Genomic DNA, 23,638 nt, shown 5'->3' on the forward strand with positions numbered 1-23,638 from the left:
GGGGCGCTTGCGCCCGCCGGATCAGTGACCCGGTCTTTGCCGCCACGTACCGTCCGCCACCTCTTCCGGTGGCGGTGTCGTCTGTCCTGTACGGAGCACACGCCATGAACACACCACACGTTCCCTTCCCCGGTGCCCACCCCGATCCGGCCAATGCCGATCAGGCGCCGTTCGATCCCAACAGTCTGGTCGCCCACCTGCAGCGCATCGGCAGCGGTGCGGCCGCCGATGGCCAACCCTGGCCCGAGCGCCATCCAGCGAATGGCCGACGCATGATGCTGGCCGATGCCGATGGCGCACTGGCCGGCCTGCGCATCGTGCAGGAGGTGCTGCTGGCCGCCGAACGCTGCCGCCAGAATGCCGCGCCCGAACATCACGTGAGCGACCGGGTGATGGAAGGGTTGATGCTGGCATCCCTGGGGCTGGCCACGCATGCGGCCGAACGCCTGCAGCCCCACTAGCCGCGTCCGCGCAATGTGACCGGGCCCGATGGCCCGGTCATGGGCCGGCACCCGCCGGATCACAGTGAACGCAGTGCGCGCCTGCGGATGTAGGCGTTGGCAGGGCTGTCGCGCTCGCGTTGCCAGCGTGTGCACAGGTCACGCAGCCACTGCGGCTGGGTCTTCCCGGCATCGTTGAGCCAGTTGCCGACGGAATCCTGCACATAGCGTTCGGGATCATCAGCCAGTGCCTCCAGCAGCGATTGCGCGTGTTCGGGATGCTGCTTGAAAAGAGCGATGTGCGCCGCCCAGACGCCACGGGGACGCAGTGCTTCACAGGCAAACCGGCGCAGATGCGCGGACGGTTCCTGCGTCCACGGCTGCAGGCATTCAAGCGCCAGCAGTGGCCCGGCAACGATGTCGGTGCGCAGCGCCAGCCACGCCCATTCGCGCACGCCGAAATGCGGATCATCGGCCAACGGGCGCATCTTCTCCAGCTTCACCGGCAGGGAGGCGGTGGCATCGCCACCGATCAGGTAGCAGGCCCAGCCGCGCACGGTGTCGGATGCATGCGACTGCCACTGTGCAGGATCACCCTGCCTGGCCTCACGCAACAGCGTTGCCGCCAGAACCATGCGCTGGGTAATGCCTTTGCTGGCGGCATCGCGCATGCATTGAATGGCAGTCTCCGGCAGCACCGCAACGGTCTGCAGCAGCACCGCGAAGTCCACGGCCAGACATTCCGCCAGATGCGTGCTGGCGGCTGCCCCGGTATCCAGCTGATGCTTTCGCGCCGGGCTGATCGCTGCGCTCACTGCAGGTCCTTCCGTCCGCCGCCGGTGTGCTGCCACACCTTGGCCAGCAGCTGTGAGAGCTGCACCTGCTCGGCAGTGTCCAGGCCGTTGAACAGGCCCGCGATCCACTGCGTGTGCTGATTGAAGAGGTCTTCGGCCAAGCGCTTGCCCTGCACGGTCAGCACGATCTGGAGGCGACGGCCATCGTCCGCATCGCTGCGCCGCTGCAGCAACCCTTCGCGCTGCAGGCCATCGAGCAGGCCGCTGATGGTGGCGCGGGTCACGCCTGCACGTTCGGCCAGCGCATGCGGCGACAGTGTGCCGCCGGCACCGTGCAGCAGGAACAGCACGATGAAGCGACCTTCACTGAGCCCGTGCGGTGCCAGCCGGCTGGCGCAGTCGCGATCGATCGCCGAGGACAGCGACAGCAGCTGGAAGCACAGATGCAGCAGGGCGACATTGGCGTGGCCACGTCGCCGGGCCTCATCCAGAAGGGCGCCATGTTTTGCCTCAAGCACGGTGATTTCCAATGTGTTTAGGTGCCTAATCATATTCATGACGGGATGGAGCGCAACACCTACGGGGCCTGCCGCCGGGCCCGGCCGGGCGCACTCCTCGCGCAGGGGGCTGCAAGCAGCCGAAGCTGCGGTAGCATCGCGCCACGTCCCGCCAGGAGTTCCACGCATGCGCCGTGCCGTCCTGCTGTTGCTGACGCTGTTCCCCGCCGCCGTAATGGCCGCTCCCCCTCCCGTGCCCTCCCCGGCCCGGATCGATGCCGAAGCCAAGCGCCTGATGCAGGTCGCCCACGTCCGCGGGATGGCAGTGGCCGTCGTCGACGGTGGCAAGGTCGTGCACGTCGCCGCCTATGGCGAGCGCAACGCTGCCGGCGAACCGCTACAGACCGACACGGTGATGTATGCGGCATCGCTGACCAAGATGGCCTTCGGCCACCTGATCGCGCAGCTTGCACAGGACAAGGTGATCGATCTGGATGCCAGCATCGCCAGCGCACTGGACAGACCGCTGCCGGACTATCCGGCCGAGCCGAAGAAGTACGCCGACTACACCGTGCTGGCCGGCGACGAACGTTGGCGCCGGCTGACCCCGCGCCTGCTGCTCAACCATGCCAGCGGCTTTGCCAACTTTGCATTCCTGGAACCGGACGGAAAACTGAAATTCCACTTCGATCCGGGCAGCCGCTATGGCTATTCCGGCGAAGGCCTGATCCTGCTGCAGTTCGTGCTGGAGCGCGGGCTGGGCCAGGACGTGGGTACGCTCATGCAGCAGCGCGTATTCGACCGCTTCGGCATGCCCCGCACCAGCATGATGTGGCGCGAGGATTTCGCCACGAATCTGGCCGACGGCTGGACCGCCGAAGGCACGGCGGAGCCGCACGATGAACGCAGCCGCGTGCGTGCCGCCGGTTCGATGGACACGACCATCGCCGACATGGGCAATTTCGCGGCCGGCTATGTCAGTGGCCAGGGGCTGTCGGCATCGATGCGTCGGGAGCTGGTGCGGCCGCAGCTGCCGATCACCACCGCCAGCCAGTTCCCGACGCTGCAGCCGGAACTGCCGGTGGCGCAGCGGCGCAGAAACCTGGCTGCGGGACTGGGCGTGGTGACATTCACCGGTGCACAAGGCGCAGGCTTCTACAAGGGCGGACATGACGATGCGGTGGGCAACACGCTGGTGTGCGTCGAGCAAGGCCAACGCTGCGTGGTGATCCTGGGCAACGATGTGCGCGCCGAAGCGGCCTTTCCGGCACTGGTGCGCTTCGTGCTGGGCGAGACGGGGGTGCCGTGGGAATGGGAATATGGGGCCACGAAGGCATTCGTGCGCTGACAGGTGGACCACGGTCCACGTCCAGCAGAGGGGGCGGAACGCCCACAAAAAAACCCCGCCTTGCGGCGGGGTTTTTCACTTCATCGGGAACAGCGGACCTTAGAAGTCCATGCCGCCCATGCCACCCATGCCGCCCATGCCACCGGCGCCGCCCAGGGCCGGCTCGTCCTTCTTCGGAGCTTCGGCAACCATGGCTTCGGTGGTGATCATCAGGCCAGCGATCGAGGCCGCGTTCTGCAGCGCCGAACGGGTCACCTTGGTCGGGTCCAGGATGCCGAACTGCAGCATGTCGCCGAACTCACCGGTGGCGGCGTTGTAGCCGAAGCTGCCGCTGCCTTCCTTGACCTTGTTGACGATGACGGACGGCTCTTCGCCGGCGTTGGCGACGATCTCGCGCAGCGGGGCTTCCATCGCGCGCAGGGCGATCTGGATGCCGTGGTTCTGGTCTTCGTTGGCGCCCTTCAGGCCGGCCAGCGCGGTGACCGCACGGACCAGTGCAACGCCGCCGCCCGGAACCACGCCTTCTTCAACGGCTGCACGGGTAGCGTGCAGGGCGTCGTCGACGCGATCCTTCTTTTCCTTCATTTCGATTTCGGTGGACGCACCCACCTTGATCACGGCAACGCCGCCGGCCAGCTTGGCCACGCGTTCCTGCAGCTTCTCGCGGTCGTAATCCGAGGAGGTGTCCTGGATCTGGGTCTTGATCTGCGCAACGCGCGATTCGACCGCAGCCTTGTCGCCCACGCCGTCGATGATGGTGGTGTTCTCCTTGGAGACCTGCACCTTCTTGGCGCGGCCCAGGTCCTTGATGGTGGCCTTCTCCAGCGACAGGCCCACTTCTTCGGAGATCACGGTGCCGCCGGTCAGCACGGCCATGTCTTCCAGCATCGCCTTGCGACGATCGCCGAAGCCCGGGGCCTTCACGGCCACGACCTTGACGATGCCACGGATGGTGTTGACCACCAGGGTCGCCAGCGCTTCGCCTTCGACTTCCTCGGCCACGATCAGCAGCGGCTTGCCGGCCTTGGCGACGCCTTCCAGCACCGGCAGCAGGTCACGGACGTTGGAGATCTTCTTGTCGTGCAGCAGGATGAACGGGTCATCCAGGTCAGCGGTCTGCGACTGCTGGTTGTTGATGAAGTACGGGGACAGGTAGCCGCGGTCGAACTGCATGCCCTTGACCACGTCCAGCTCGTTGTCCAGGCCCGAGCCTTCTTCAACGGTGATCACGCCTTCCTTGCCGACTTCCTTCATCGCGTCAGCGATGATCTGGCCGATCGACTCGTCCGAGTTGGCCGAGATGGTGCCGACCTGGGCGATCGCCTTGTCGTCAGCGGTCGGCTTGGAGATGTTCTTCAGCTCGGTGACGGCAGCCACGACGGCCTTGTCGATACCGCGCTTGAGGTCCATCGGGTTCATGCCGGCAGCAACGGCCTTGGCGCCTTCGCGGATCAGGGCCTGGGCCAGCACGGTGGCGGTGGTGGTGCCGTCGCCGGCGTCGTCGTTGGTGCGCGAAGCAACTTCCTTCACCATCTGCGCGCCCATGTTCTCGAACTTGTCAGCCAGCTCGATTTCCTTGGCGACGGAGACGCCGTCCTTGGTGATGGTCGGGGCGCCGAAGCTCTTCTCGAGCACGACATTGCGGCCCTTCGGGCCGAGGGTGGCCTTGACGGCATTGGCGAGAACGTTGACGCCGCGCACCATGCGCGAACGGGCATCTTCACCGAAACGGATATCCTTGGCAGCCATTGCAATTACCTCATTGGTCGCGCCGGGCCGTGCCCGGCGGCTGGGATGTAGGGATCAGGTTGAAACAGGTCGCGGCGGGGCTCAGCCGATGACGGCGAGCACGTCGTCTTCGCGCAGGACCTTGTACTCGACGCCTTCGCTCTTGTACGAGCTGCCGGCGTACTGGCCGTAGATGACCTTGTCACCGACCTTCAGCGACGGCGCGCGCACGCTGCCGTTGTCCAGCGGCTTGCCGGGGCCGACGGCCACGACTTCACCCTTGGTGGACTTTTCCTTGGCCGAGTCGGGGATGACGATGCCACCGGCGGAGATTTCGTCGGCTTCGATCGGCTTGACCACAACGCGGTCGTGCAGCGGCTTGATGCTCATAGGAGACCTCTTAAGTGATTGATTGGTCTAAAAAAGTCCGGCGATGTTAGCACTCGCACCAGGCGAGTGCCAGAACCGCACGTGAAGAAACCCGACAAGGTCGGGAGCACGGCAGAGATGGAGCCCCCCGGGAGGCTTTCAAGGGGCGTCGCGAAAAAAGTTTCCGCGCCGGACGCTGCGGCAGTGCGGTGGGGTGGCCCCGAATTAGGTGACCAACGTCGCACTGTCAGATATCTGACGTTCATTTACGACAAAGTGTCACTGGATCGGCCTTAGGCTCGGCCGCGCATTCCCAATCACAAGGAGTCGTCGATGCGATTGCTGTCCCCGCTCGCCACCGCCTGCGTGCTGGCCCTGGCCACCGCGCCGGCCCAGGCCGAGGTCTTCATCAACGAACTGCATTACGACGACAGCACCGCAGCCGGTGACGTCGGCGAGGCGATCGAGGTCGTGGCCACCGCCGGCGAGGATCTGTCCGGCTATCGGCTGTATCTCTACAACGGCAGCACGCCGTCGGCCGCTTCGGTGTACGCCAACACGGCCGTCCCTGCCGGCAGCGCCGCCGGGTGCGGCAGCGCCACTCTGGCCGTGGTCAGCTATCCGACCAACGGCATCCAGAACGGTCCCAACGACGGCATCGCGCTGGTCGACGCCAGCGGCAAGGTGGTCCAGTTCCTCAGCTATGAGGGCACGATCACTGCCTCCGGCGGTCCTGCCGCAGGCATGACCAGCCAGAACATTCCGGTGGCCGAGACCAACAGCACGGCCCCTGGCACCTCACTGCAGCTGACGGGCAGCGGCAGCCAGTACGCCCACTTCACCTGGGCCGAATCGGCGACGCAGACCTTCGGCAGCTGCAACAACGGCCAGACCTTCAGCGGTGGGGGTACGCCCGGTCCCAATACGCCGCCATCGGTGTCCACCACCACCCCCGCCCAGGGCAGCAGCACGTTCCCGGCCGCGGCCGATCTGGAAGTGGTGTTCAGCGAGACGGTGAACCTGGCCAGCGGCGCCTTCGCGCTGAGCTGCGGCGCCTCCGGCAGCGTACCGCTGACCCACCCGGCCAGCGGCAGGAGCGTGAAGGTGTCCACCAACACCGCGCTGGTGGCCGGTGAGGCCTGCCGCTTCGACATCCGCGCCGCGCGCATCACCGACCTGCAGGGCGCGCATCCGGCTGCCGACAGCCGCATCGCCTTCACCGTGGCCAGCGCCACGGGCAACCCCGATCCGGGCAATCCCGGCGTGCCGGCGGGCTACTACTCCAGGGTCAACACCTCCAGCCCGAGCCAGCTGCGCTGCTCGCTGCACGCGACCATCAAGGGCCACACCGCCTATCCGTACAGCGGTTCGGGCACCAGCACCTGGACCATCCTGGAGATCGCCGACGAGGATCCGAACAATCCCAACCGCATCCTCGATGCCTATCGCAACCGCAGCTACGCCAAGGTCAGCGATCGCGCAGGCACCGGCAGCGGCCTGACCTACAACCGCGAGCACACCTGGCCGAACTCGCTGGGCTTTGCCAGCACCACCGGCGACAAGGGCCTGCCCTACGCGCCCTACACCGACACCCACATGCTGTACCTGACCGATGCGCAGTGGAATGCCGACCGCGGCAACAAGCCGTTCGGCAAGTGCGATGCCAACTGTGGCGAGCGCGCCACCGAGGCCAACAACGGCCATGGCGGCGGCAGCGGCGGCTACCCGGGCAATTCCAACTGGGTGCGCACGCCGGACGGCAACACCGGCACCTTCGAGGTGTGGGGCCATCGCAAGGGCGACATGGCGCGCGCGGTGATGTACATGGCGATCCGCTACGAGGGCGGCAAGGATGCAGCCACCGGCCAGTCCGAGCCGGACCTGGAGCTGACCGACGACCGCAGCCGGATCGTCAGGACCAGCAGTTCGCCGGCCTACATGGGCCTGCTCTCGACCCTGATCGACTGGCATCTGTCCGATCCGCCGGACGACGCCGAGCGCGCGCGCAACGACGTGATCTACAGCTTCCAGGGCAACCGCAACCCGTTCATCGACCACCCCGAGTGGGCGACGCCGGCGTTGTTCACCTCGGCCAAGCCGGCGACCTGCCAGCTGGCCAACTGACCGCGCAACGCAGCGGTCCATCGCCGCCGCCGGACCTTGATCCGGCGGCGGCCCTATACTCGACGGTCATGCCGACCGTCGATCCCGTCCTGCTGCTGTTGACCACCTGCCCGGACCGGGCCAGTGCCGAGCGCATCGCGCATGCGCTGGTCGGCGAGCGCCTGGCCGCCTGCGTGACGCGCCTGGAAGGGGCGCAGTCGACCTACCGCTGGCAGGGCGAGGTCACTACCGATGCCGAGCTGCAGCTGCTGGTGAAGACTACGGCCAGCCGCGTGGAGGCAGCGATGGCACGGATCGTCGAACTGCATCCGTATGAACTCCCCGAGTGCATCGCGGTCGAAGCCCGGGCCGGACTGCCGGCCTATCTGGATTGGATCCGGGCGCAGACCCGGGAGGACACCGCTTGATGAATCTGTTTGCCCGTGCCGCCGCGCTGTGCGCCCTGCTCTCGCTGGCCCTGCCTGCATTCGCCCTGGACGAGAAAGATCTGCTGCCGGTGGACCAGGCGTTCGCGCTCACCGCCAGTGCGCCGGAGCGGAACCAGATCCAGCTGCAGTTCAAGATCGCGCCGGGGTACTACCTCTATCGCCACCGCACCAGCGTCAAGGCCGACCCGGCCTTCAATGCCGGTGCGCTGCAGATGCCCAGCGGCACCAAGCACCACGACGATTTCTTCGGCGAGGTCGAGACCTACCGCGAACGCCTGCAGGTTTCGCTGCCGGGCGCCCCGACGGATGCGGCCGGCACCCTCAGCCTGGAAGTGCGCTACCAGGGCTGCGCCGATGCCGGTGTCTGCTACCCGCCGCAGAAGCGCGTGGTCCAGGTGACACTGCCCGGTGGTGGCGGTGGCGCCGCAGCCGGCCTGCCAACCGCGCGGGTCACCGGCGTGAACGCGTTCAACACTCCGCTTGCCGGGGCCGGCAGCGCTGGTGGCCTGCGCCTGCCCGGCAGCAGCAACAGCCAGGCGCTTCCGCTGCCCTCCGAACAGGCCTTCGGCTTCGACGCGATCGCCAGCGATGGCAACACCCTGCTGCTGCGCTTCAGTCCCGCGCCGGGCTACTACCTGTATCGCGATCGCACCTCGCTGAAGCTGGAAGGCAGTGCCGGTGTGCTGGCTGATACACCGCGCTGGCCCGCCGCGCAGTCGCATCGCGACGAGCACTTCGGCGATGTGTCGGTTTACTTCAACCAGGTCGAAGTGCCGCTGCCGCTGCGCCGCACGGTGACCGACGCGGTGGACAGCACACTGGTGGTGACCTTCCAGGGTTGCCAGACCGATGGCATCTGCTACCCGCCGATGACCCGCCGGGTGAAGCTGTCGATCCCCGCGGGAAAGATCAGCGCCCACGCCGGCCAGCCTGCGCCACGCAGCGAAATGATCCGACCGCTGCCGGCGGGCAGCGCCGCACCGCGCGAGGCTGCCAACGGCACCCCGTTGCGCCTGCTGCCGACCGTGCCGAACAGCGAACCGGCGCGTACCGATGTGGACGGCGCGCAGGCAGGGTTCGCCGCCGATGCGCGGGGCGACAACGCGCTGCGTACCCGCCCGCCGGCCACCACCCCGGATCCGGACCGTTCGTTCCTGTGGGTGCTGCTGCTGGCACTGGCCGGTGGTCTCGTACTGAACCTGATGCCCTGCGTGCTGCCGATCCTGTCGCTGAAAGTGCTGGGCCTGGCACAGAGCGGTGAGAGCGCCGAGCGCGCCCGCAGCCACGCCATGTGGTACACGCTGGGCGTACTGGTCGCCTTCGCGGTGATCGGCGCGCTGATGGTCGGCCTGCGCATGCTTGGCAATGCGGTGGGCATCGGTTTCCAGCTGCAGCACCCAGGCGTGGTCGCGGCACTGGCCTACATCATGTTTGCGGTTGGCCTGAGCCTGTCCGGCGTGTTCACCCTCGGCGGTGGCCTGGGCAACCTCGGCCAGTCACTTGCCCGTCGCAGCGGTCCGGCCGGCGATTTCTTCACCGGTGCGCTGGCCTGCGTGGTCGGCAGCGCGTGCGTCGGTCCGTTCATGGGAGGCGCGGTCGCCTATGCCTTCGTTGCCACGCCCATACAGGCGATGGCCGTGTTCCTGTTCCTGGGCCTGGGCCTGGCCCTGCCGTTCCTGCTGATCGGCTTCGTGCCGGCGCTCGCGCGGCGCCTGCCCAAGCCCGGCCCGTGGATGGAAACGCTCAAGCACGTGCTGGCGTTCCCGATGTATGCCACCGCACTGTGGCTGCTGTGGGTGCTGGGCAAGCAGCGTGGCGTGGACGGCATGGCGCTGGCGCTGGGCGGACTGCTGCTGCTGGCCCTGGGCCTGTGGTTGTTCGAGCGCAGCCGCTGGCGCAGCCAGCGCGCCGCCGGCCTGCTGGGCGTGCTGCTGGCAATCGCCGCGCTGGTACCGGTGTGGGGCGTGACCCAGCTGAAGCCACCGGCACGTGCGGCACAGGCCACCAGCGAGAACGTCGTGGAGTATTCGCCGCAGCTGCTCGACCGCCTGCGTGCCGACAACCGCGTGGTGTTCGTCAACATGACCGCCGACTGGTGCGTGAGCTGCAAGGCGAACGAGCGCGCCGTGCTGTCGCGACCGGAGTTCAGGGAGCTGCTCAGGCGCACCAACGCGGTGTACATGCGCGGCGACTACACCAACGTGGACCCGCAGATCACCGCTTTCCTCGATGAGCACAAGGCCGTGGGCGTTCCGCTTTACGTGGTGTATGGGCCCGGCGCACCGCCGACGGTGCTGCCGACCCTGCTTACCCAGGCCGTGGTCGAAGAAGCGCTGCTGCGCACCGCACGATGAGGTGGCAACGGCCAGCGCTGCTGTGGACCGCGGTGCTGGCTGCCGGCCTGGGCCTGTGGGCCGGCCATCGGCTGACGCCGGTGCCGGCGGCGGACGCTGGCGATCCAGACGTGCAGCCACCTGCAGCACCGCTGCCCGTGCTGCAGGCAGGCGATGCCCTGCCCGCACTGGTGCTGCCGGACCTGCAGGGACAGCCGCTCGATCTGCGCCAGCGTTTTGCCGGCCGGCCGCTGCTCATCAATGTCTGGGCCAGCTGGTGCGGGCCCTGCGTCGAGGAAATGCCGGAACTGTCGCGCTTCGCGCAGGCGCAGCAACCTGACGGCGTGCAGGTGCTGGGGCTGGCGCTGGATACACCCGAAGATGTGCAGCGCTTCCTGCAGCGGGTGCCGGTGGACTACCCGATCGTGCTGGAGACGCCCGGTCCGCGCGATGCCAGCGTGCAGCTGGGCAATGCCCAGGGGCTGCTGCCTTACAGCGTGCTGGTGGATGCACAGGGCCGCATCGTGAAGCAGAAGCTGGGGCCGTTTGCCGCCGGCGAAGTCCGGACGTGGGCCCGGCTGTAAGCCTGGCCGCGGCCGGCATCCACGCGTCCTGATCCCGGTCAGACCAGTGAGCGCGCCCAGAGCTGGGACACCTGTGGCCGGCCGAACAGCTGCTCGTGCTGCTCGGTCATCAGTTCGAAGCCGGCCCGTTCGTACAGGCCGCGGGCGTCGATGAGCGCGGCATTGGTCCACAGCACCATGCGCTTGTAGCCCACCGCGCGCGCGAAGCTCATCGCCTCGTCCACCAGTCGCTGCCCGATGCCCCGCCTGCGCGCGCTGGCATCGACGTGCAGCAGCCGCAGCTTGGCATTGTGCGCGTCGTGCCGGACCACGAACACCGACCCCACCGGGGTGCCGTCCAGTTCAGCGATCCAGCAGCGCTCGGTCTGCGGGTCGTGTTCGCGCAGGTAGCGGGTGACGATGTCGGCCACCAGCGCTTCAAACTCCGCGTTCCATCCGAATTCGCGTGCATACAGCGCGCCGTGCTTCTGGATCACCCAGCCCATGTCGCCGGGGCGGGGATCGCGCAGCACGCAATCCGACGATGCACCTCCCAGCAGTGCCTGGATGTGCGCCATCGCCTCAAGAAGGCGCTGGCATCCTGCTTCGCTGATATCTCCCAGCATGGCAGCGACGCTTTCGCTGGACGCTGCATCCAGCTGTGCGAAGGCGGCGCGGCCCGCCTCGGTCAACACCAGCCGGTTCGCGCGCGCATCCATCACCGACGGCTCGCGTTGAACCAGACCGCGCGCCTGCAGCCCGCTCAGCAGCCGGCTGAGGTAGCCCGCGTTGAGGTCCAGCCGATGGCCCAGCTGCGCAGCCGTGATGCCCTGGCCCGCCGCCAGTTCGAACAGCACCCGCGCCTCGGTGAGGGTGAAGTCGCTGTGCAGCAAACGCTCCTCGAGCACCGCGATCCTGCGGGTGTAGAAGCGGTTGAAGGCGCGGACCTGTGCGACGGGATCGGAAGTGAGCGCAGACACGGGGACGTTCCTGATGGTTGCCTTGGGCACATAGTACATGCCTCGAGCAACCATATAACGCTGTTTTGCGATCCATTCCGCGTCTTGGCGCCTTAAAACGAAAGATTCGTTGCAGTACGGTTTACGTTCTGTTAATTCTGCGTTTAGCGACCAGGGCCCTGGCTGCAAGGAGAACCAACAGGATGAACGACTGACCGACAAACCACTCAAATCGACTGCAGGGTGCATGCATGAAACACGGAATTCGCAGAAGTGTTCAGGCTCCAGACGCAATCACGCCATTGGCATCCGCAGTAATGGTGGCCCTCGCCACCGCGCTGCTGTCCACCAGCCCCGTTGCACGGGCGCAGGACAGCGGCACATCGACGACGCCCGACGCGGCCACCACCCTGGATACCGTTTCGGTACTGGGCAGCCGCACCAAACCGCGCACGGTGTCCTCGTCGGCGGTGCCGATCGACATCATCAGCGGTGAAGAGTTCCGCAACCAGGGCGCGACCGACGCCCTCGACCAGCTCAAAGTGCTCGTGCCTTCCTTCAACGTCAGCACGATTCCCATCGACGATGCGGCCAGCCTGGTGCGTCCGGCCAACCTGCGTGGCCTGCCGCCGGACAACACCCTGCTGCTGGTCAACGGCAAGCGTTTCCACCGCTCGGCGGTGATCACGTTCCTCGGCCACGGACTGTCCGACGGCGCACAGGGACCGGACCTGTCCGTGTTCCCCTCGCTGGCGCTGGAACAGGTGGACGTGCTGCGCGACGGCGCAGCGGCACAATACGGCTCGGACGCCATTGCCGGCGTGCTCAACTTCAGCCTGAAGAAGCTGCGCGAAGGCGGCACCGCCGAGGTGTTCGCCGGCCAGTACTACGAGGGCGACGGGCTCACCACCCAGTACTCGGCGCAGATCGGCCTGCCGCTCACCGAGCACGGCTTCGCCACCCTTACGGCCGAATGGCGCAACGCCGACGACACCTCGCGCAGTGTGCAGCGCGACGATGCCGCCGCGGTCGCAGCGGCAGGCTACCCCGGGGTGAAAGATCCTGCGCAGATCTGGGGATCGCCGAAGGTGGACGACGACCTCAAGCTGGTCGCCAACCTCGGTTACGACACTGAGAACGTGGAGTTCTACCTGTTCGGCAATTACGCCAAGCGTGAAGTGGATGGCGGGTTCTACTACCGCGACCCCACCGCACGTTCGGGCGTCTACTCCAACGATGGTGGCCAGACATTGCTGGTGGGCAACCTGACCGGCGTGGGCGCATGCCCCACCATCGCCCTGCGCGATGGCGCCGGCAACCTGCTGCCGTACGGCACCGTGAGCGGCGCGGTGGCTGCCCTGCCCGCCAACTGCTTTACCTTCCTGTCCAGCCTGCCCGGCGGCTTCACCCCACGCTTCGGCGGCAAACTGGAAGACGCCTCGGTGTTCGCCGGCGCCAAAGGCACCTGGGGTGAGTGGTACTGGGACGTGAGCGGCTCCTGGGGGCGCAACGACATCGAGTTCACCATCTACAACACCGTCAACGCCTCGCTCGGTCCCGACCAGCCGGCCGGGCTGTTCTTCCGCCCGGGTGGCAATACCCAGACCGAAAAGAACCTCAACGTGGACGTCAGCCGGGACATCCCGGTCAGCTTCAGCAGCCAGCCGCTGCGCCTGGCGATGGGTGCCGAATGGCGCGAGGAGAGCTTCAGGATCAGCCCCGGTGACGGCCCGTCCACGGCCATCGGGCCGCTGACCGAACAGGGCTTCGCGCTGGGCTCCAACGGGTTCAACGGCTTCAGCACGCGCACCGCCGGCACCTTTGATCGTCGCAACTGGGCCGCCTACGCCGACCTGGAAGCACAGCTCACCGAGCGGCTGCTGCTGGCCGGTGCGCTGCGCTACGAGGACTACGATTCGTTCGGCAGCACCACCACCGGCAAGCTCACCGCGCGCTTCGACTTCAACGAGCACTTCGCTCTGCGCGGCGCCTACAACACCGGCTTCCGTGCGCCGACTCCCGGCCAGGCCAACATCAGCCAGATCAGCACCGTGTTCGGCGGTACCGCACTGGAAGACATCGCCACCCTGCCGCCGACCAATCCGATTGCCCAGCTCAAGGGCGCGCAGCCGCTTACTCCGGAAGAGTCCAGGAATGTGTCATTGGGCGCGGTGTGGACCGAAGGTGACTGGCTGGTCACCCTGGACGGCTATCAGATCAAGGTGGAAGACCGCATTGCTCTGAGCACCAGCTTTGCAGTCACTCCGGAGGAGCGTGCGGCGCTGGTGGCCGGCGGCAATGCGGAAGCCGCGTCCATCTCGCAGGTGACCTACTTCGGCAACGCCTTCGATACCACCACCACCGGCGTGGACCTGGTGACCAGCTTCAAGAGCAACCACTTCGGCGGGGTCACCACCTACTCGCTGGCGGCCAACTGGAACCGCACGAAGGTGGACCGCTACGACACCGACTTCATCGACGAAGCGCGCGTGTACAAGCTGGAGAAATCGCTGCCCAGGACCAAGGGCTACTTCAGCATCAATCACCAGCGGCAGATCTTCCACGCCAATCTCCGGTTCAACTATTACAGCAGCTGGTACGAGGATCACCTGGACAGCGGCGTGATCTCCGCCGAGGACGGCGGCCTGCCGATCTACGGGGGCAGCGCGTTGATCGTGGATGCGGAGGTGGGCTGGAAGTTCGATTCGGGCCTGTACGTCAGCGTGGGCGCGCAGAACCTGTTCGACCGTGTGCCGGCCAGCAACCCCTGGGGGGGCGTGGCCGGTGCGCAGTATCCGGTGCATTCGCCCTACGGATTCAACGGCGGGTTCTATTACACGCGGGTGGGCTGGAAGTTCTGACGCAGGTGCAAGTGCGCGCAACGGTGGCCATGGAAGGCCCCGTCGCTGGCGCCACCCCACCGGCTTGACCGCAGGCAGGGCGCCCCCGAGAATTACGCGACTAATTCTCATTTGCTGTTGCGCAGGATGCGGGCGGCAGCCCTCCTGGCTTTCATCCCCCGATGTTCAAGAACGTCCTGTTCCAACTGCACTGGCTGCTGGGCATCACGGCCGGCACCGTCCTGGCCATCATGGGCCTGAGCGGCGCAGCCCTGTCTTTTGAAGATGAACTGCTGCGCGCCGCCAACCCCGGCTTCGCCGCCATCGCCGAACATCACGCCGAAGGCCAGCAGCCGCTGCCCCTGAGCGAGCTGGTGCCGATGCTGCAGGCCGACAGCAAACGGCCGTTGCAGCGGCTGCGCGTGGATGCCAGCGGCCAGCGCCCATCGGTGGCCCGTTTCGCCGGCGGCAAAGCGCACTGGGTGTACTTCGACCCTTACAGCGGCGAGCGCTTCAGCGCCCTGCGCGGGCAGGCCTTCTTCGACTTCGTCGAAGACCTGCATCGCCACCTCGCCGCGGGCGAGCGCGGAAAATGGATCACCGGCAGCTGCGCGATCGCCCTGCTGTTCTTCACGCTGTCCGGGCTCTACCTGCGCTGGCCCCGCCGCTGGTGGCACTGGCGAAGCTGGCTGGCCGTGGAATGGAAGCGCAGCGGCCGCGGCTTCCTGTGGAGCCTGCATTCGGTGGCCGGCACCTGGGTGCTGCTGATCTACCTGATGAGTGCCTTGACCGGCCTGTGGTGGTCGTTCGACTGGTACCGCAGCGCGGCCAATACCCTGCTCGGCGTGGTGCCACCGGCAAAGCAGGTGATCGATGCCGGCGCCGTGCTCGACCTGCGCCGCGTGGAAACGACGCTCTACGCGCAGGCCGGGGTGCGCACCGGTTACATCGACCTGCGGCTGCCCGAGAAGCCCGGCCAGGCACTGAATGTGCGGACCATGGCGGGCGATCCGGCATTGCGCGGCGGCCATCATGACCGCGCGCACGATCTGCTGCAGCTCGACCCCGCCACCGGTGCGATTCTGGACGCGCGTCCCTATGCGCGCCAGGGCGCTGGCGGCCAGCTGGCCACCAGCGTGTTCGCGCTGCACTCGGGCAGCTACTTCGGGATTCCCGGGCGCATCATCGTGATGCTCAGCAGCCTGGGCATGAGCCTGTTCTTCATCACCGGCTGGCTGCTCTATCTCGACCGTCGCCGCAGCCAGCGCGCCGCACGTGCGCTGCGCCAGCCGCTGCCGGCGGCCGCAGCCAACGGCGCCGCATGGCTGGTGGTGCATGCCAGCCAGAGCGGCCTGGCCGAGCAGCTGGCATGGCGCGCGGCAGCGCAGCTGCAGGCCAGCGGACAGGCGGTGCAGGTATTGCCGCTGGCAAGGATCGACGCGCACCGCCTTCAGGCGGCGAGCCACGCGCTGTTCGTGCTCAGTACCTTTGGTGACGGCGAACCGCCGGATTCGGCACGACGTGCCTCGCGCCAGCTGCTGGGCCGATCCCTGGACCTGGCCACACTGCAGTTCGGCATGCTCGCGCTGGGCGACCGCCAGTACCCGCACTACTGCGCCTTCGGCCGCCAGTTCGATGCGTGGCTGCTGGGCAACGGTGCCCGCGCGATGTTCGACCGCATCGACGTGGACGCTGCATCGGTCGCGGCATTGCGCCAGTGGCAGCAGCAGCTCGGCCTGTTGACCGGCATTGCTGCCGACGACAGCGTGCTGCCGGCGGCCACCCGCATGCACGACTGGCAGCTGCTGGATCGCCAGCAGCTGAACCCGGGCAGCGTCGGTGGTCCGATCTGGCGGATCCGGCTGGCCGCGCCGGATGACGTGCAGTGGCAGGCCGGCGACATCCTGCACATCGCGCCGCGGCACAGCGCCGCGCATGCCCGTGCGGTACTGCTGGCGCATGGACTGGACCCGCTGCAACCGCTGCTGATCGAAGGCGGCACGCAGACCCTGCAGTGCCTGGCCAGCGAACGCGAACTGCCGGACGCGGCCAGTGCGCTGCAGGTGCAGGATGCCGGACGCTGGCTGACGGCCCTGCCCGTACTGCCGGGCCGCGAGTATTCGATCGCCTCCTGCCCGGCTGATCGCGTGGTGGAACTGGTCGTGCGCCTGGTGCACGACAACAACGGGCGCCCGGGGCTGGGTTCGGGCTGGCTGTCGCTGCATGCGCCGGCAGGCGCGCACATCGCCGCGCGCGTGCACCGCAACCCCGGCTTCCATCGCGTGCCGGGCGCACCCATGGTGCTGATCGGCAACGGCACCGGCATCGCCGGCCTGCGCGGCCTGCTGCGCGAGGCGGCACACGCAGGCGAGCACGGCCACTGGCTGCTGTTCGGCGAGCGCCAGCGCGCTCATGACTTCCTGTTCGCCGATGAGGTCACTGCATGGCAGGCGCAGGGCCATCTGACTCGGGTCGACCTGGCGTTCTCGCGCGACGCAGCGGGCGGTTACGTGCAGGACCGCCTGCGGTCGGCCTGCGATGAACTGCGGGAATGGATGCAGCGCGGCGCCGTGATCCATGTCTGCGGCTCGCTGCAGGGCATGGCCGAAGGCGTGGATCAGGTACTGCGCGGCGCGCTCGGTGACGAGGTGGTGGAAACGCTGCTCGAGAGCGGCCGCTACCGGCGCGACGTGTATTGAGCCGCGCCGCCGGGCTGGACCCGGCGGCGGACGCGATCACGCCGCCGCGCGGGCCTGACGGTCCGGCTGCAGGCGGAACGCGGACACGGCTTCGGCCAGCGCGCGCACCTGCGCCTGCATCTGCGCGGTCGACGAGCCGGTTTCTTCCACCAGGCTGGCATTGCGCTGGGTACTGGCCTCCATCTGCACGATGGCGTGGTTCACCTGGGCGATGCCCGCGTGCTGATCCTGCGAGGCGCTGCGGATGCCAGCGAGCAGGTCCGCCAGCTGCTGCACGCTGCCGACGATCTCGTCCATGGTGGTGCCCGCCTGCGCGGCCTGCACGCTGCCCTGGCCGACGCGTGCCACGGAATCCTCGATCAGCGACTTGATCTGCCTGGCTGCCTCGGCACTGCGCTGCGCGAGCAGACGCACTTCCGCCGCGACCACCGCGAAACTGCGGCCCTGCTCTCCAGCACGCGCGGCCTCCACGGCGGCGTTGAGCGCAAGGATGTTGGTCTGGAACGCGATGCCGTCGATCAACTGGGTGATGTCCCCGATGCGGCGCGATGCTTCACTGATGCCCTGCATGGTCTCCACCACCTGACCGACGGCCATCCCACCCCGCTGTGCAACCGCTGCAGCCCCCTGCACCAGCGCGTCGGCACGTCCGGCGGCGTCGGCGTTGCGGCCGACGGTGTCGGTCAGCTCATGCATCGAGGCTGCGGTCTCTTCCAGATTGGCCGCCTGCTGCTCGGTACGCTGCGAGAGGTCGTGATGGCCGGCAACGATTTCACCGACACCGCTGTCCAGGCTGGCAGCGGCGCGCTGGATGCGGGTCACGATGCGGCCGAGCTGTGCGACGGTTGCATTGGCATCGTCGCGCATGCGTGCGAACACGCCCTGCAGCTCGCCTTCCATGCGTACGCTGAGATCTCCACGGGCCAACGCCGCCAGCAGTGCCTGCAGGTCCCCCAGGTTGGTTTCAAAGGTGGACAGCAGGCGGTTGATGCTGGTGGACAGCGTATGCACGAAACCGTGCTTGCCCTGCAGGGCGATGCGCCCGTGCAGGTCACCCTGCGCGGCAGCGTCGACCAGTGCCGCCACCTCGGTCTCCAGCAGCGTTTCCAGCGCACGGCTGCGCCACTCCAGCGCCACGCCCAGGAACTGGTCGTCATCGACGATGGCGTTGGCAATCAACTGATAGCGCACACCCGCATGACTGATTTCCCGCTCCTGGCGGTGGCGCGCATCGACCAGGCTGGCCAGGGCCGGATGCAGGTCCCGCGCGTCAGTGCCGACCAGCGCGTCGGCCTGCAGGCCCAGCAGGTGCCGCAACGCAGGATTGGCGTAGGCCACCTGGCCTTCGGCATCGACCACCATCAGCCCGGTCTGCGCGCAGTCCAGGGCCTGGCGTACGCGCGTGTTGCCACGGGCCACCGCACGCTCGGTCTCGATGCGCGCACGCAGCCGCTGCTGCATGTCCACCAGGCGCTGTGCCAGCTGGCCGATCTCATCGTTGGCGTTGTGAACGCGCAGCGTGGTATCGAGCCGGTCATCGGCGATGTCGCTGGCGAACCGCAGGGTGTCCTGGATCGGCCTGCGCACCGCGCGCAGCACCAGCAGCAGGCTGGTGATCAGCACGCCGGCCACCAGCAGCAGGGTGAGGGCGAACAGCACGCTCATGGTGCGTGCACTGGCCTGCTGCCGCGCCTGCGCCAGGGCCAGCGCCTTCACCTGTGCCTGCTGGAAGGCGGCGAGTGCAGGCGCCACGCCGGCAGCCGTCTCCAGCAGCGATTGCGTCTCCACATCAAGGCCGACGCGGGCAGCGGTATAGCCAAGCAGTGCCGACTGATAGGCGTCCATGCCGGTGCGGAGCGCCTCCTGCACGTCGGGCGGCAACCCCGCCAGCGCCAGATCGAACGGCAGCTTCTCTTCGCTGGCGCGGTCGGCATGAGTCGAATCGCCATCGAGCAGCAGCAGCGCTTCCTGGCGCCGCATCTTCTGCAGGTGCAGCGCCAGTGCCGGCCGGTCCAGGCCATCCACCCGCTGCTGCAGGGCGTCGGCGGCCTGCTGCAGTTGTGCAGCCAGGCCGGCATCACCCCGCCCCATCTCATCCACACGCTCGAACAGCGCTGCCACTCCCTGCGAGAATCCCTCAGCGGCCTCGGTGAGCGCCTGCAATGCCTTGCGGCGACCGGCATCCATCGGCATCGCCCTGAGCGCCTTCAGATCGACCTGCAGTGCCTGCTGGGCCGCCTGCAGCTGGCTGCGGTCGGCATCGTCGAAACTGCGTGCATACTGGGTCTGCAGGCGACGCGCCTCCGCCACCCGCGTCGCCAGGCGTGCGGCCAGATCGCTGCCACGCTGGTAACTGGCCTGGCTGCGTGCGGCCTGGCTGCTGGCATGGCCGGTCCAGGCATGGACGGCGGCGATCGCCACCAGGCCCGCGCCGCAGACCAGCAGGGTGGCCTTGAGTTTGTTGGCCACGCTGAGCCGATGCGGCTGCAGCCAGACCAGCAGGCGTGGAAACGCCGAGCGCATCGCGATGAGACGGGTGCGCAGGGACCGAAGGGGGACGACGGCCGACATCACAGACTCCAGGCGGAAGGACGCACCTGTATCGGCCTGACCGGCGACAACTTTAGGCGCATTGCCGACGCCATGGCACGCACCGTGCCGGTTGCGCTCTTTGTACCGGCCCCAGGCGACGGAGACGTGACACAGCGCCCGCGCTTGACCTCAACCCCGGTTGTGGTTGCACAGTGGGATTGTTCCCACCGGCCGCCCTCGCCATGACCCCGCTCGACGTCCCCCGTTATCTGCAGCGCCTGCAACTGGATGCTCCGCCGTCGCTGGACCTTGCCGGACTGACCCTGCTGGTGCAGCGCCACAACGCCCTGCTCCCCTTTGAAACCCTCAGCAGCCTGCTGCGCGACGCGGTACCGATCGATCTGGACAGCGTGCAGCACAAGCTGCTCGACCAGCAGCGCGGCGGCTACTGCTTTGAACTCAACGGCGGCCTGCTGGCGCTCCTGCAGGCAGTGGGCTTCGACGCACAGCCGCTGAGCGCGCGCGTGCTGCTGGCGGCACAGGACAATGCCCCGACGGCGCGTACCCACCTGCTGCTGCGCGTGCATGTGGAGGGAGAGGACTGGCTGGTCGATGCCGGCTTCGGTGGCCTGACTCCGACAGTGCCGCTGCGGCTGTACGAAACGGCGCCGCAGGCCACGCCGCACGAGTCTTTCCAGCTGCAGCAGCTGCCGGGCGAGGACGACTTCGTGCTGTCCGCCCAGACGGGCGACGCATGGCGGGCGCTGTACCGCTTCGACCTGCGGCCGCCAGCGCCGATCGACAACGTGGTGGCCAACTGGTACGTGTGCACGCACCCGGATTCGGGTTTCCCCGGCCAGCTGCGCGCGTCACTGGCCGGCCCGGACTGGCGGCGCACCATCGGCAGTGGCAACTACACCGAGTACCGCCCCGGGCAGGCGCCGCTCAAGCGCCCACTGCGCGATGCCGCCGACGTGCGCGACGTGCTGCAGTCGGCATTCGGCCTGCGCGTACCGGACGATGCGCGGCTCGATCCGGCGATCACCGATTGGCTGCAGCGCTCGCACGCCGCATCACGGTAGCACCGCGCGGCACGGTGCCCGGGTTACGGCGTCACCGGCGCCTGCAGCGCAATGCGGTTGCCCTCGCTGTCGCAGATCTCGGCCACCCGCCAGTGGCCGGCATCTGCCGGGCCGCGGCAGCCGTGCAGGTGGACCGGCGCATCGATGCGCACCTGCAGCCACTGCTGGTAGAAGGCGATGGCGCGAGCCAGGTCGCTGGCCGGAATCTCGACATGCGCGATGGGGTTCATCGTCGCAGGATGGCGCCGCCCTGACATTCCGTGCGCATCGTTGCGGGCATGCTGGCCTGCCCCCCTTCGCGGAGCGCTGCATGACCCTGGCCGATCACCGAAGTGCACTGGCGCCACTGGGCCATCTGCGCGTCGCCATCAATCTGGGGAATCCGGTCCTTGCTCAGGGCGACACCCGATCGCCGCGCGGCCCCTCGGTGGAACTGGCCACCGCGCTGGCGCAGCGGATGGGCGTGCAGGCGCGATTCACCTGTCACGATGCGGCCGCATCGGTGGTCGCGGCGGCAGCCGACGACGCATGGGACCTGGCCTTTCTCGCCATCGATCCGGCACGTGCCGGCCGCATCGCCTTCAGTGCACCGTATGTGGAGATCGAAGGAACCTACCTGGTGCGCGAGGACAGTCCCGCGCGGCAGGTGGCCGATCTGGATCGCGATGGGCTGCGTATCGCCGTTGGCCGCGGTGCCGCCTACGATCTGTTCCTGAGCCGGGAACTGCGGCACGCCACGATCGAGCGTGCCGACACGTCGGCGACGGCCATCGATCTGTTTGACGCACGGCGCCTGGATGCCGCCGCTGGCGTGCGCCAGCCACTGCAGGCCTGGGCACTGCAGCATCCGGGACACCGCGTGCTCGCCGACCGCTTCACTGCGATCCAGCAGGCAGTGGCCGCACCTGCGGCGCGCCCCGCTGCCGCCCTGCGGGCCCTGTTCGACGAGGTCGAGGCGATCAGGGCAGGGCCCTTGCTCGAGGACGCTTTCGCACGTTCCGGACAGGCGGTCACCCTGGTGCGATGACGCAGCGGTGGCCCGCAGCACGCGACAGGTGGCCGCGTGCGCCGGGCCGGATCAGCCCTGCGTCTCCATGTGCCGCGCATGCTCGCTGGCCTGCGCATGCAACCACTCACGGAAAGCGAGGAATCCACGGTGGCGCGCCGAGCGCTGCGGATACACCAGCCAGTGCGGCCAGGCCGTTTTCAGCCGCTGCTCCGACAACGCGACCAGCTGGCCCGAATCCAGCAGCAGGCGCGCGCGCGTCAGCCGGCCCAGGGCCACGCCGACGCCATCGAGCGCTGCACGGTGATGCGCTTCGGAATCGTCGAGCACCGCCACGAACCGCGAAGGGGGGCTCTGCCCGATCAGCGCAAACCACGCGGCCCATGCGCCATCCGGATCGCCCAGCAGCGGCCACTGCGCCAGTGGAGCACGGTCGATGCCGCCCATCCGCGCGATCAGCGCCGGGCTGGCCATCGGCACCAGCCACTCATCGAACAGCCGCTCGACCACCAGCCCGGCCCATTGCCCGCCGCCTACGCGCAACGCCGCGTCGAACTGCAGCTGCCGATCGAAATCGACAAGGCGCTCGCTGGACTGCAGGTTGATCTCGATCTGCGGGTGTGCGGCGACGAAATGACCCAGCCGTGGCACCAGCCATGCGGAGGCCATCGACGGTACGGCGCTGATCGTCAGCACATGTTCGGCGCGCGCGGCGTAGCGCTGGAACACCTCGTTGATTGCATCCAGGTGCGGCCCGACCCGATCGAGCAGGCGCTGGCCCTCCAGGGTCAGTGCGACCCCGCGCGCCTGGCGGACCAGCAGAGGCTGGCCGAGGCGTTCTTCGAGCTGCCGCATCTGGTGGCTGAGCGCGCTGACGGTCAGGTTCATCGACGCCGCGGCGCGTGACAGGTTGCCCAGGCGCGCGGCAGCCACGAAACCCTGCAGGGCATGGAGGGGTGGGCGGGACATGAGGCTTGAATCCTGTTCAAGTCAAGCTTGCGGAAATGTCGCTTTTTACGTCCTCATGCTGCCCGTATCGTTCAATCCACTCAAGTGGAGCGACGATCATGAACATCTTCAGCAGTCTGTTGTTCCTGCACGGTCACATCGCAAGCGCGGAGCTGGCCCGCCAGTTGGCCACGCCGGTGGCCAGCACGACCGGGGCACCGGCAAAGCCGTACCGGAGCACACACCTGGACCGCCCAGCTGCAGCAAAGGTGCCTTGCCCCACCTGCTCCGCCCCGCGCTGAGCGCGGCAGCGGCGGGCTTACCGGGGCCGGGGCGCTAATGCCCGTACCAGGCCTGCACATGGGGCGGCAGCGATGGCAGCGGGTCGATGTCCAGCGCGCGATAGCCATCGAGGGTATCGCGCAGCACCGCCGGGCCGGCGCTGCCCGGAATGCGCAGGCTTTCCTCTTCCGGCAGCTGCAGGGCGGCCCAGTCATGCAGGCGATCCAGCCGCTGGACCATGGCGGCGCGCAGCCAGGGGCGCAGCGGGAAGGTCCGATATCCGCGCCCATCCAGCGTACGCACAGCATCGGACAGGGCCTGGTTCGCGCCACGCACCCATTCGGTGCGCCCGCCGGCCTTGTCCTGCACGGTCATCGGTGCCGGCGCGCGATGTGCTCGGAAGGGGGCACGCAGCTCCAGCTCCAGGTCACGCGCATCGCGCTCGGTTTCCGCCTCCACCAGCGCCCCGGCGCACAGATCGAAGAACTCGAACCAGCGCCGATGCAGTGCGCTGATGCGACCGAGCGGGTCACGCGAGAAGCCGATCTTGGCGTAATCCTCCCAGGCGCAGGGAAAGACGTAGGCGAAGACACGACCATCGATGCGGATCTGCGGTTCCATCGGCGCAGGCTGCATCGCTTCGGACGCGATGGCAACCGGGCCGAA

General features: G+C 67.9%; 19 protein-coding genes. 10 read left to right on the top strand and 9 right to left on the bottom strand.

Features of this window, described 5'->3' with window-relative positions:
* Window positions 1-104: 104 nt before the first annotated feature.
* Window positions 105-461, top strand: a complete 357-nt coding sequence (locus tag N7367_RS06080) for a hypothetical protein (RefSeq protein WP_279941967.1) — start codon at window positions 105-107, stop codon at window positions 459-461.
* A gap of 59 nt (window positions 462-520) precedes the next feature.
* Here the strand turns inward: N7367_RS06080 and N7367_RS06085 are convergent, their stop codons facing one another.
* The gene (locus N7367_RS06085; protein WP_279941968.1) at window positions 521-1,255 is read right to left on the bottom strand and encodes a DNA alkylation repair protein; all 735 of its coding nucleotides are present in this window, start codon (window positions 1,253-1,255) and stop codon (window positions 521-523) included.
* Window positions 1,252-1,752: a MarR family transcriptional regulator gene (locus N7367_RS06090; RefSeq protein ID WP_053515766.1), complete on the bottom strand. Its 501-nt coding sequence runs from the start codon at window positions 1,750-1,752 to the stop codon at window positions 1,252-1,254. Before N7367_RS06090 ends, N7367_RS06085 begins: the two co-directional genes overlap by 4 nt.
* A 166-nt stretch (window positions 1,753-1,918) precedes the next feature.
* Between N7367_RS06090 and N7367_RS06095 the strand changes: the two genes are divergently transcribed.
* Entirely contained in the window at window positions 1,919-3,079 is a 1,161-nt protein-coding gene (locus N7367_RS06095) for a serine hydrolase (protein ID WP_279941969.1), read from the top strand.
* A 99-nt stretch (window positions 3,080-3,178) separates the two neighbouring features.
* Here N7367_RS06095 and groL read toward each other — a convergent pair whose 3' ends face one another.
* Window positions 3,179-4,828, bottom strand: coding sequence for a chaperonin GroEL (groL, locus tag N7367_RS06100; RefSeq protein WP_053515717.1), 1,650 nt, complete (start codon window positions 4,826-4,828; stop codon window positions 3,179-3,181).
* An 81-nt stretch (window positions 4,829-4,909) separates the two neighbouring features.
* Complete coding sequence (locus tag N7367_RS06105; protein WP_006396661.1) at window positions 4,910-5,197, bottom strand: co-chaperone GroES; 288 nt, start codon at window positions 5,195-5,197, stop codon at window positions 4,910-4,912.
* 312 nt (window positions 5,198-5,509) lie between these two features.
* Here N7367_RS06105 and N7367_RS06110 point away from each other — a divergent pair, with 312 nt between their 5' ends.
* From N7367_RS06110 to N7367_RS06125, 4 genes are all read left to right on the top strand, one after another.
* Window positions 5,510-7,300: an endonuclease gene (locus N7367_RS06110; RefSeq protein WP_065181577.1), complete on the top strand. Its 1,791-nt coding sequence runs from the start codon at window positions 5,510-5,512 to the stop codon at window positions 7,298-7,300.
* Window positions 7,301-7,368: 68 nt separating this feature from the next.
* Entirely contained in the window at window positions 7,369-7,707 is a 339-nt protein-coding gene (gene cutA, locus N7367_RS06115) for a divalent-cation tolerance protein CutA (protein WP_053515713.1), read from the top strand.
* Window positions 7,704-10,082, top strand: a complete 2,379-nt coding sequence (locus N7367_RS06120; RefSeq protein ID WP_279941971.1) for a protein-disulfide reductase DsbD — start codon at window positions 7,704-7,706, stop codon at window positions 10,080-10,082. Before cutA ends, N7367_RS06120 begins: the two co-directional genes overlap by 4 nt.
* Window positions 10,079-10,645 (top strand): TlpA disulfide reductase family protein, encoded by a 567-nt coding sequence (locus N7367_RS06125; protein WP_279941972.1) that lies wholly within the window; start codon window positions 10,079-10,081, stop codon window positions 10,643-10,645. Before N7367_RS06120 ends, N7367_RS06125 begins: the two co-directional genes overlap by 4 nt.
* A gap of 38 nt (window positions 10,646-10,683) precedes the next feature.
* On the opposite strand, the gene N7367_RS06130 is transcribed toward N7367_RS06125, so the two are convergent.
* Window positions 10,684-11,604, bottom strand: a complete 921-nt coding sequence (locus N7367_RS06130; RefSeq protein WP_279941973.1) for a helix-turn-helix domain-containing GNAT family N-acetyltransferase — start codon at window positions 11,602-11,604, stop codon at window positions 10,684-10,686.
* Between the two features lie 296 nt (window positions 11,605-11,900).
* Between N7367_RS06130 and N7367_RS06135 the strand changes: the two genes are divergently transcribed.
* Window positions 11,901-14,444, top strand: a complete 2,544-nt coding sequence (locus N7367_RS06135; RefSeq protein ID WP_164151368.1) for a TonB-dependent receptor — start codon at window positions 11,901-11,903, stop codon at window positions 14,442-14,444.
* 161 nt (window positions 14,445-14,605) lie between these two features.
* Window positions 14,606-17,122, top strand: coding sequence for a sulfite reductase flavoprotein subunit alpha (locus N7367_RS06140; RefSeq protein WP_279941975.1), 2,517 nt, complete (start codon window positions 14,606-14,608; stop codon window positions 17,120-17,122).
* Window positions 17,123-17,158: 36 nt separating this feature from the next.
* On the opposite strand, the gene N7367_RS06145 is transcribed toward N7367_RS06140, so the two are convergent.
* On the bottom strand, window positions 17,159-19,693 hold the full coding sequence (locus N7367_RS06145; protein ID WP_279941976.1) for a methyl-accepting chemotaxis protein: 2,535 nt from the start codon (window positions 19,691-19,693) through the stop codon (window positions 17,159-17,161).
* A 203-nt stretch (window positions 19,694-19,896) separates the two neighbouring features.
* Here N7367_RS06145 and N7367_RS06150 point away from each other — a divergent pair, with 203 nt between their 5' ends.
* Window positions 19,897-20,736: an arylamine N-acetyltransferase gene (locus N7367_RS06150; RefSeq protein ID WP_279941977.1), complete on the top strand. Its 840-nt coding sequence runs from the start codon at window positions 19,897-19,899 to the stop codon at window positions 20,734-20,736.
* Between the two features lie 23 nt (window positions 20,737-20,759).
* Here N7367_RS06150 and N7367_RS06155 read toward each other — a convergent pair whose 3' ends face one another.
* On the bottom strand, window positions 20,760-20,966 hold the full coding sequence (locus N7367_RS06155) for a hypothetical protein (protein ID WP_279941978.1): 207 nt from the start codon (window positions 20,964-20,966) through the stop codon (window positions 20,760-20,762).
* A gap of 80 nt (window positions 20,967-21,046) precedes the next feature.
* Here N7367_RS06155 and N7367_RS06160 point away from each other — a divergent pair, with 80 nt between their 5' ends.
* The gene (locus tag N7367_RS06160; protein WP_279941979.1) at window positions 21,047-21,763 is read left to right on the top strand and encodes a transporter substrate-binding domain-containing protein; all 717 of its coding nucleotides are present in this window, start codon (window positions 21,047-21,049) and stop codon (window positions 21,761-21,763) included.
* 51 nt (window positions 21,764-21,814) lie between these two features.
* Here N7367_RS06160 and N7367_RS06165 read toward each other — a convergent pair whose 3' ends face one another.
* Together N7367_RS06165 and N7367_RS06170 are read right to left on the bottom strand one after the other, a co-directional pair.
* Window positions 21,815-22,711 (bottom strand): LysR substrate-binding domain-containing protein, encoded by an 897-nt coding sequence (locus N7367_RS06165; protein ID WP_065174425.1) that lies wholly within the window; start codon window positions 22,709-22,711, stop codon window positions 21,815-21,817.
* 315 nt (window positions 22,712-23,026) lie between these two features.
* Complete coding sequence (locus N7367_RS06170) at window positions 23,027-23,593, bottom strand: GIY-YIG nuclease family protein (RefSeq protein ID WP_279941980.1); 567 nt, start codon at window positions 23,591-23,593, stop codon at window positions 23,027-23,029.
* Window positions 23,594-23,638: the final 45 nt, after the last annotated feature.

This window comes from Stenotrophomonas sp. GD04145 (assembly GCF_029835135.1).
Taxonomy (GTDB): domain Bacteria; phylum Pseudomonadota; class Gammaproteobacteria; order Xanthomonadales; family Xanthomonadaceae; genus Stenotrophomonas; species Stenotrophomonas maltophilia_P.

What these genes read in the sequence shown, in the direction of transcription:
- groL (WP_053515717.1), bottom strand. Translation starts at nt 4,828, where the DNA reads ATGGCTGCCAAGGATATCCGTTTCGGTGAAGATGCCCGTTCGCGCATG.
- N7367_RS06110 (WP_065181577.1), top strand. Translation starts at nt 5,510, where the DNA reads ATGCGATTGCTGTCCCCGCTCGCCACCGCCTGCGTGCTGGCCCTGGCC.
- N7367_RS06125 (WP_279941972.1), top strand. Translation starts at nt 10,079, where the DNA reads ATGAGGTGGCAACGGCCAGCGCTGCTGTGGACCGCGGTGCTGGCTGCC.
- N7367_RS06080 (WP_279941967.1), top strand. Translation starts at nt 105, where the DNA reads ATGAACACACCACACGTTCCCTTCCCCGGTGCCCACCCCGATCCGGCC.
- N7367_RS06105 (WP_006396661.1), bottom strand. Translation starts at nt 5,197, where the DNA reads ATGAGCATCAAGCCGCTGCACGACCGCGTTGTGGTCAAGCCGATCGAA.
- N7367_RS06095 (WP_279941969.1), top strand. Translation starts at nt 1,919, where the DNA reads ATGCGCCGTGCCGTCCTGCTGTTGCTGACGCTGTTCCCCGCCGCCGTA.
- N7367_RS06160 (WP_279941979.1), top strand. Translation starts at nt 21,047, where the DNA reads ATGACCCTGGCCGATCACCGAAGTGCACTGGCGCCACTGGGCCATCTG.
- N7367_RS06145 (WP_279941976.1), bottom strand. Translation starts at nt 19,693, where the DNA reads ATGTCGGCCGTCGTCCCCCTTCGGTCCCTGCGCACCCGTCTCATCGCG.
- N7367_RS06140 (WP_279941975.1), top strand. Translation starts at nt 14,606, where the DNA reads ATGTTCAAGAACGTCCTGTTCCAACTGCACTGGCTGCTGGGCATCACG.
- N7367_RS06155 (WP_279941978.1), bottom strand. Translation starts at nt 20,966, where the DNA reads ATGAACCCCATCGCGCATGTCGAGATTCCGGCCAGCGACCTGGCTCGC.
- N7367_RS06135 (WP_164151368.1), top strand. Translation starts at nt 11,901, where the DNA reads ATGGTGGCCCTCGCCACCGCGCTGCTGTCCACCAGCCCCGTTGCACGG.
- N7367_RS06165 (WP_065174425.1), bottom strand. Translation starts at nt 22,711, where the DNA reads ATGTCCCGCCCACCCCTCCATGCCCTGCAGGGTTTCGTGGCTGCCGCG.
- N7367_RS06150 (WP_279941977.1), top strand. Translation starts at nt 19,897, where the DNA reads ATGACCCCGCTCGACGTCCCCCGTTATCTGCAGCGCCTGCAACTGGAT.
- cutA (WP_053515713.1), top strand. Translation starts at nt 7,369, where the DNA reads ATGCCGACCGTCGATCCCGTCCTGCTGCTGTTGACCACCTGCCCGGAC.
- N7367_RS06170 (WP_279941980.1), bottom strand. Translation starts at nt 23,593, where the DNA reads ATGGAACCGCAGATCCGCATCGATGGTCGTGTCTTCGCCTACGTCTTT.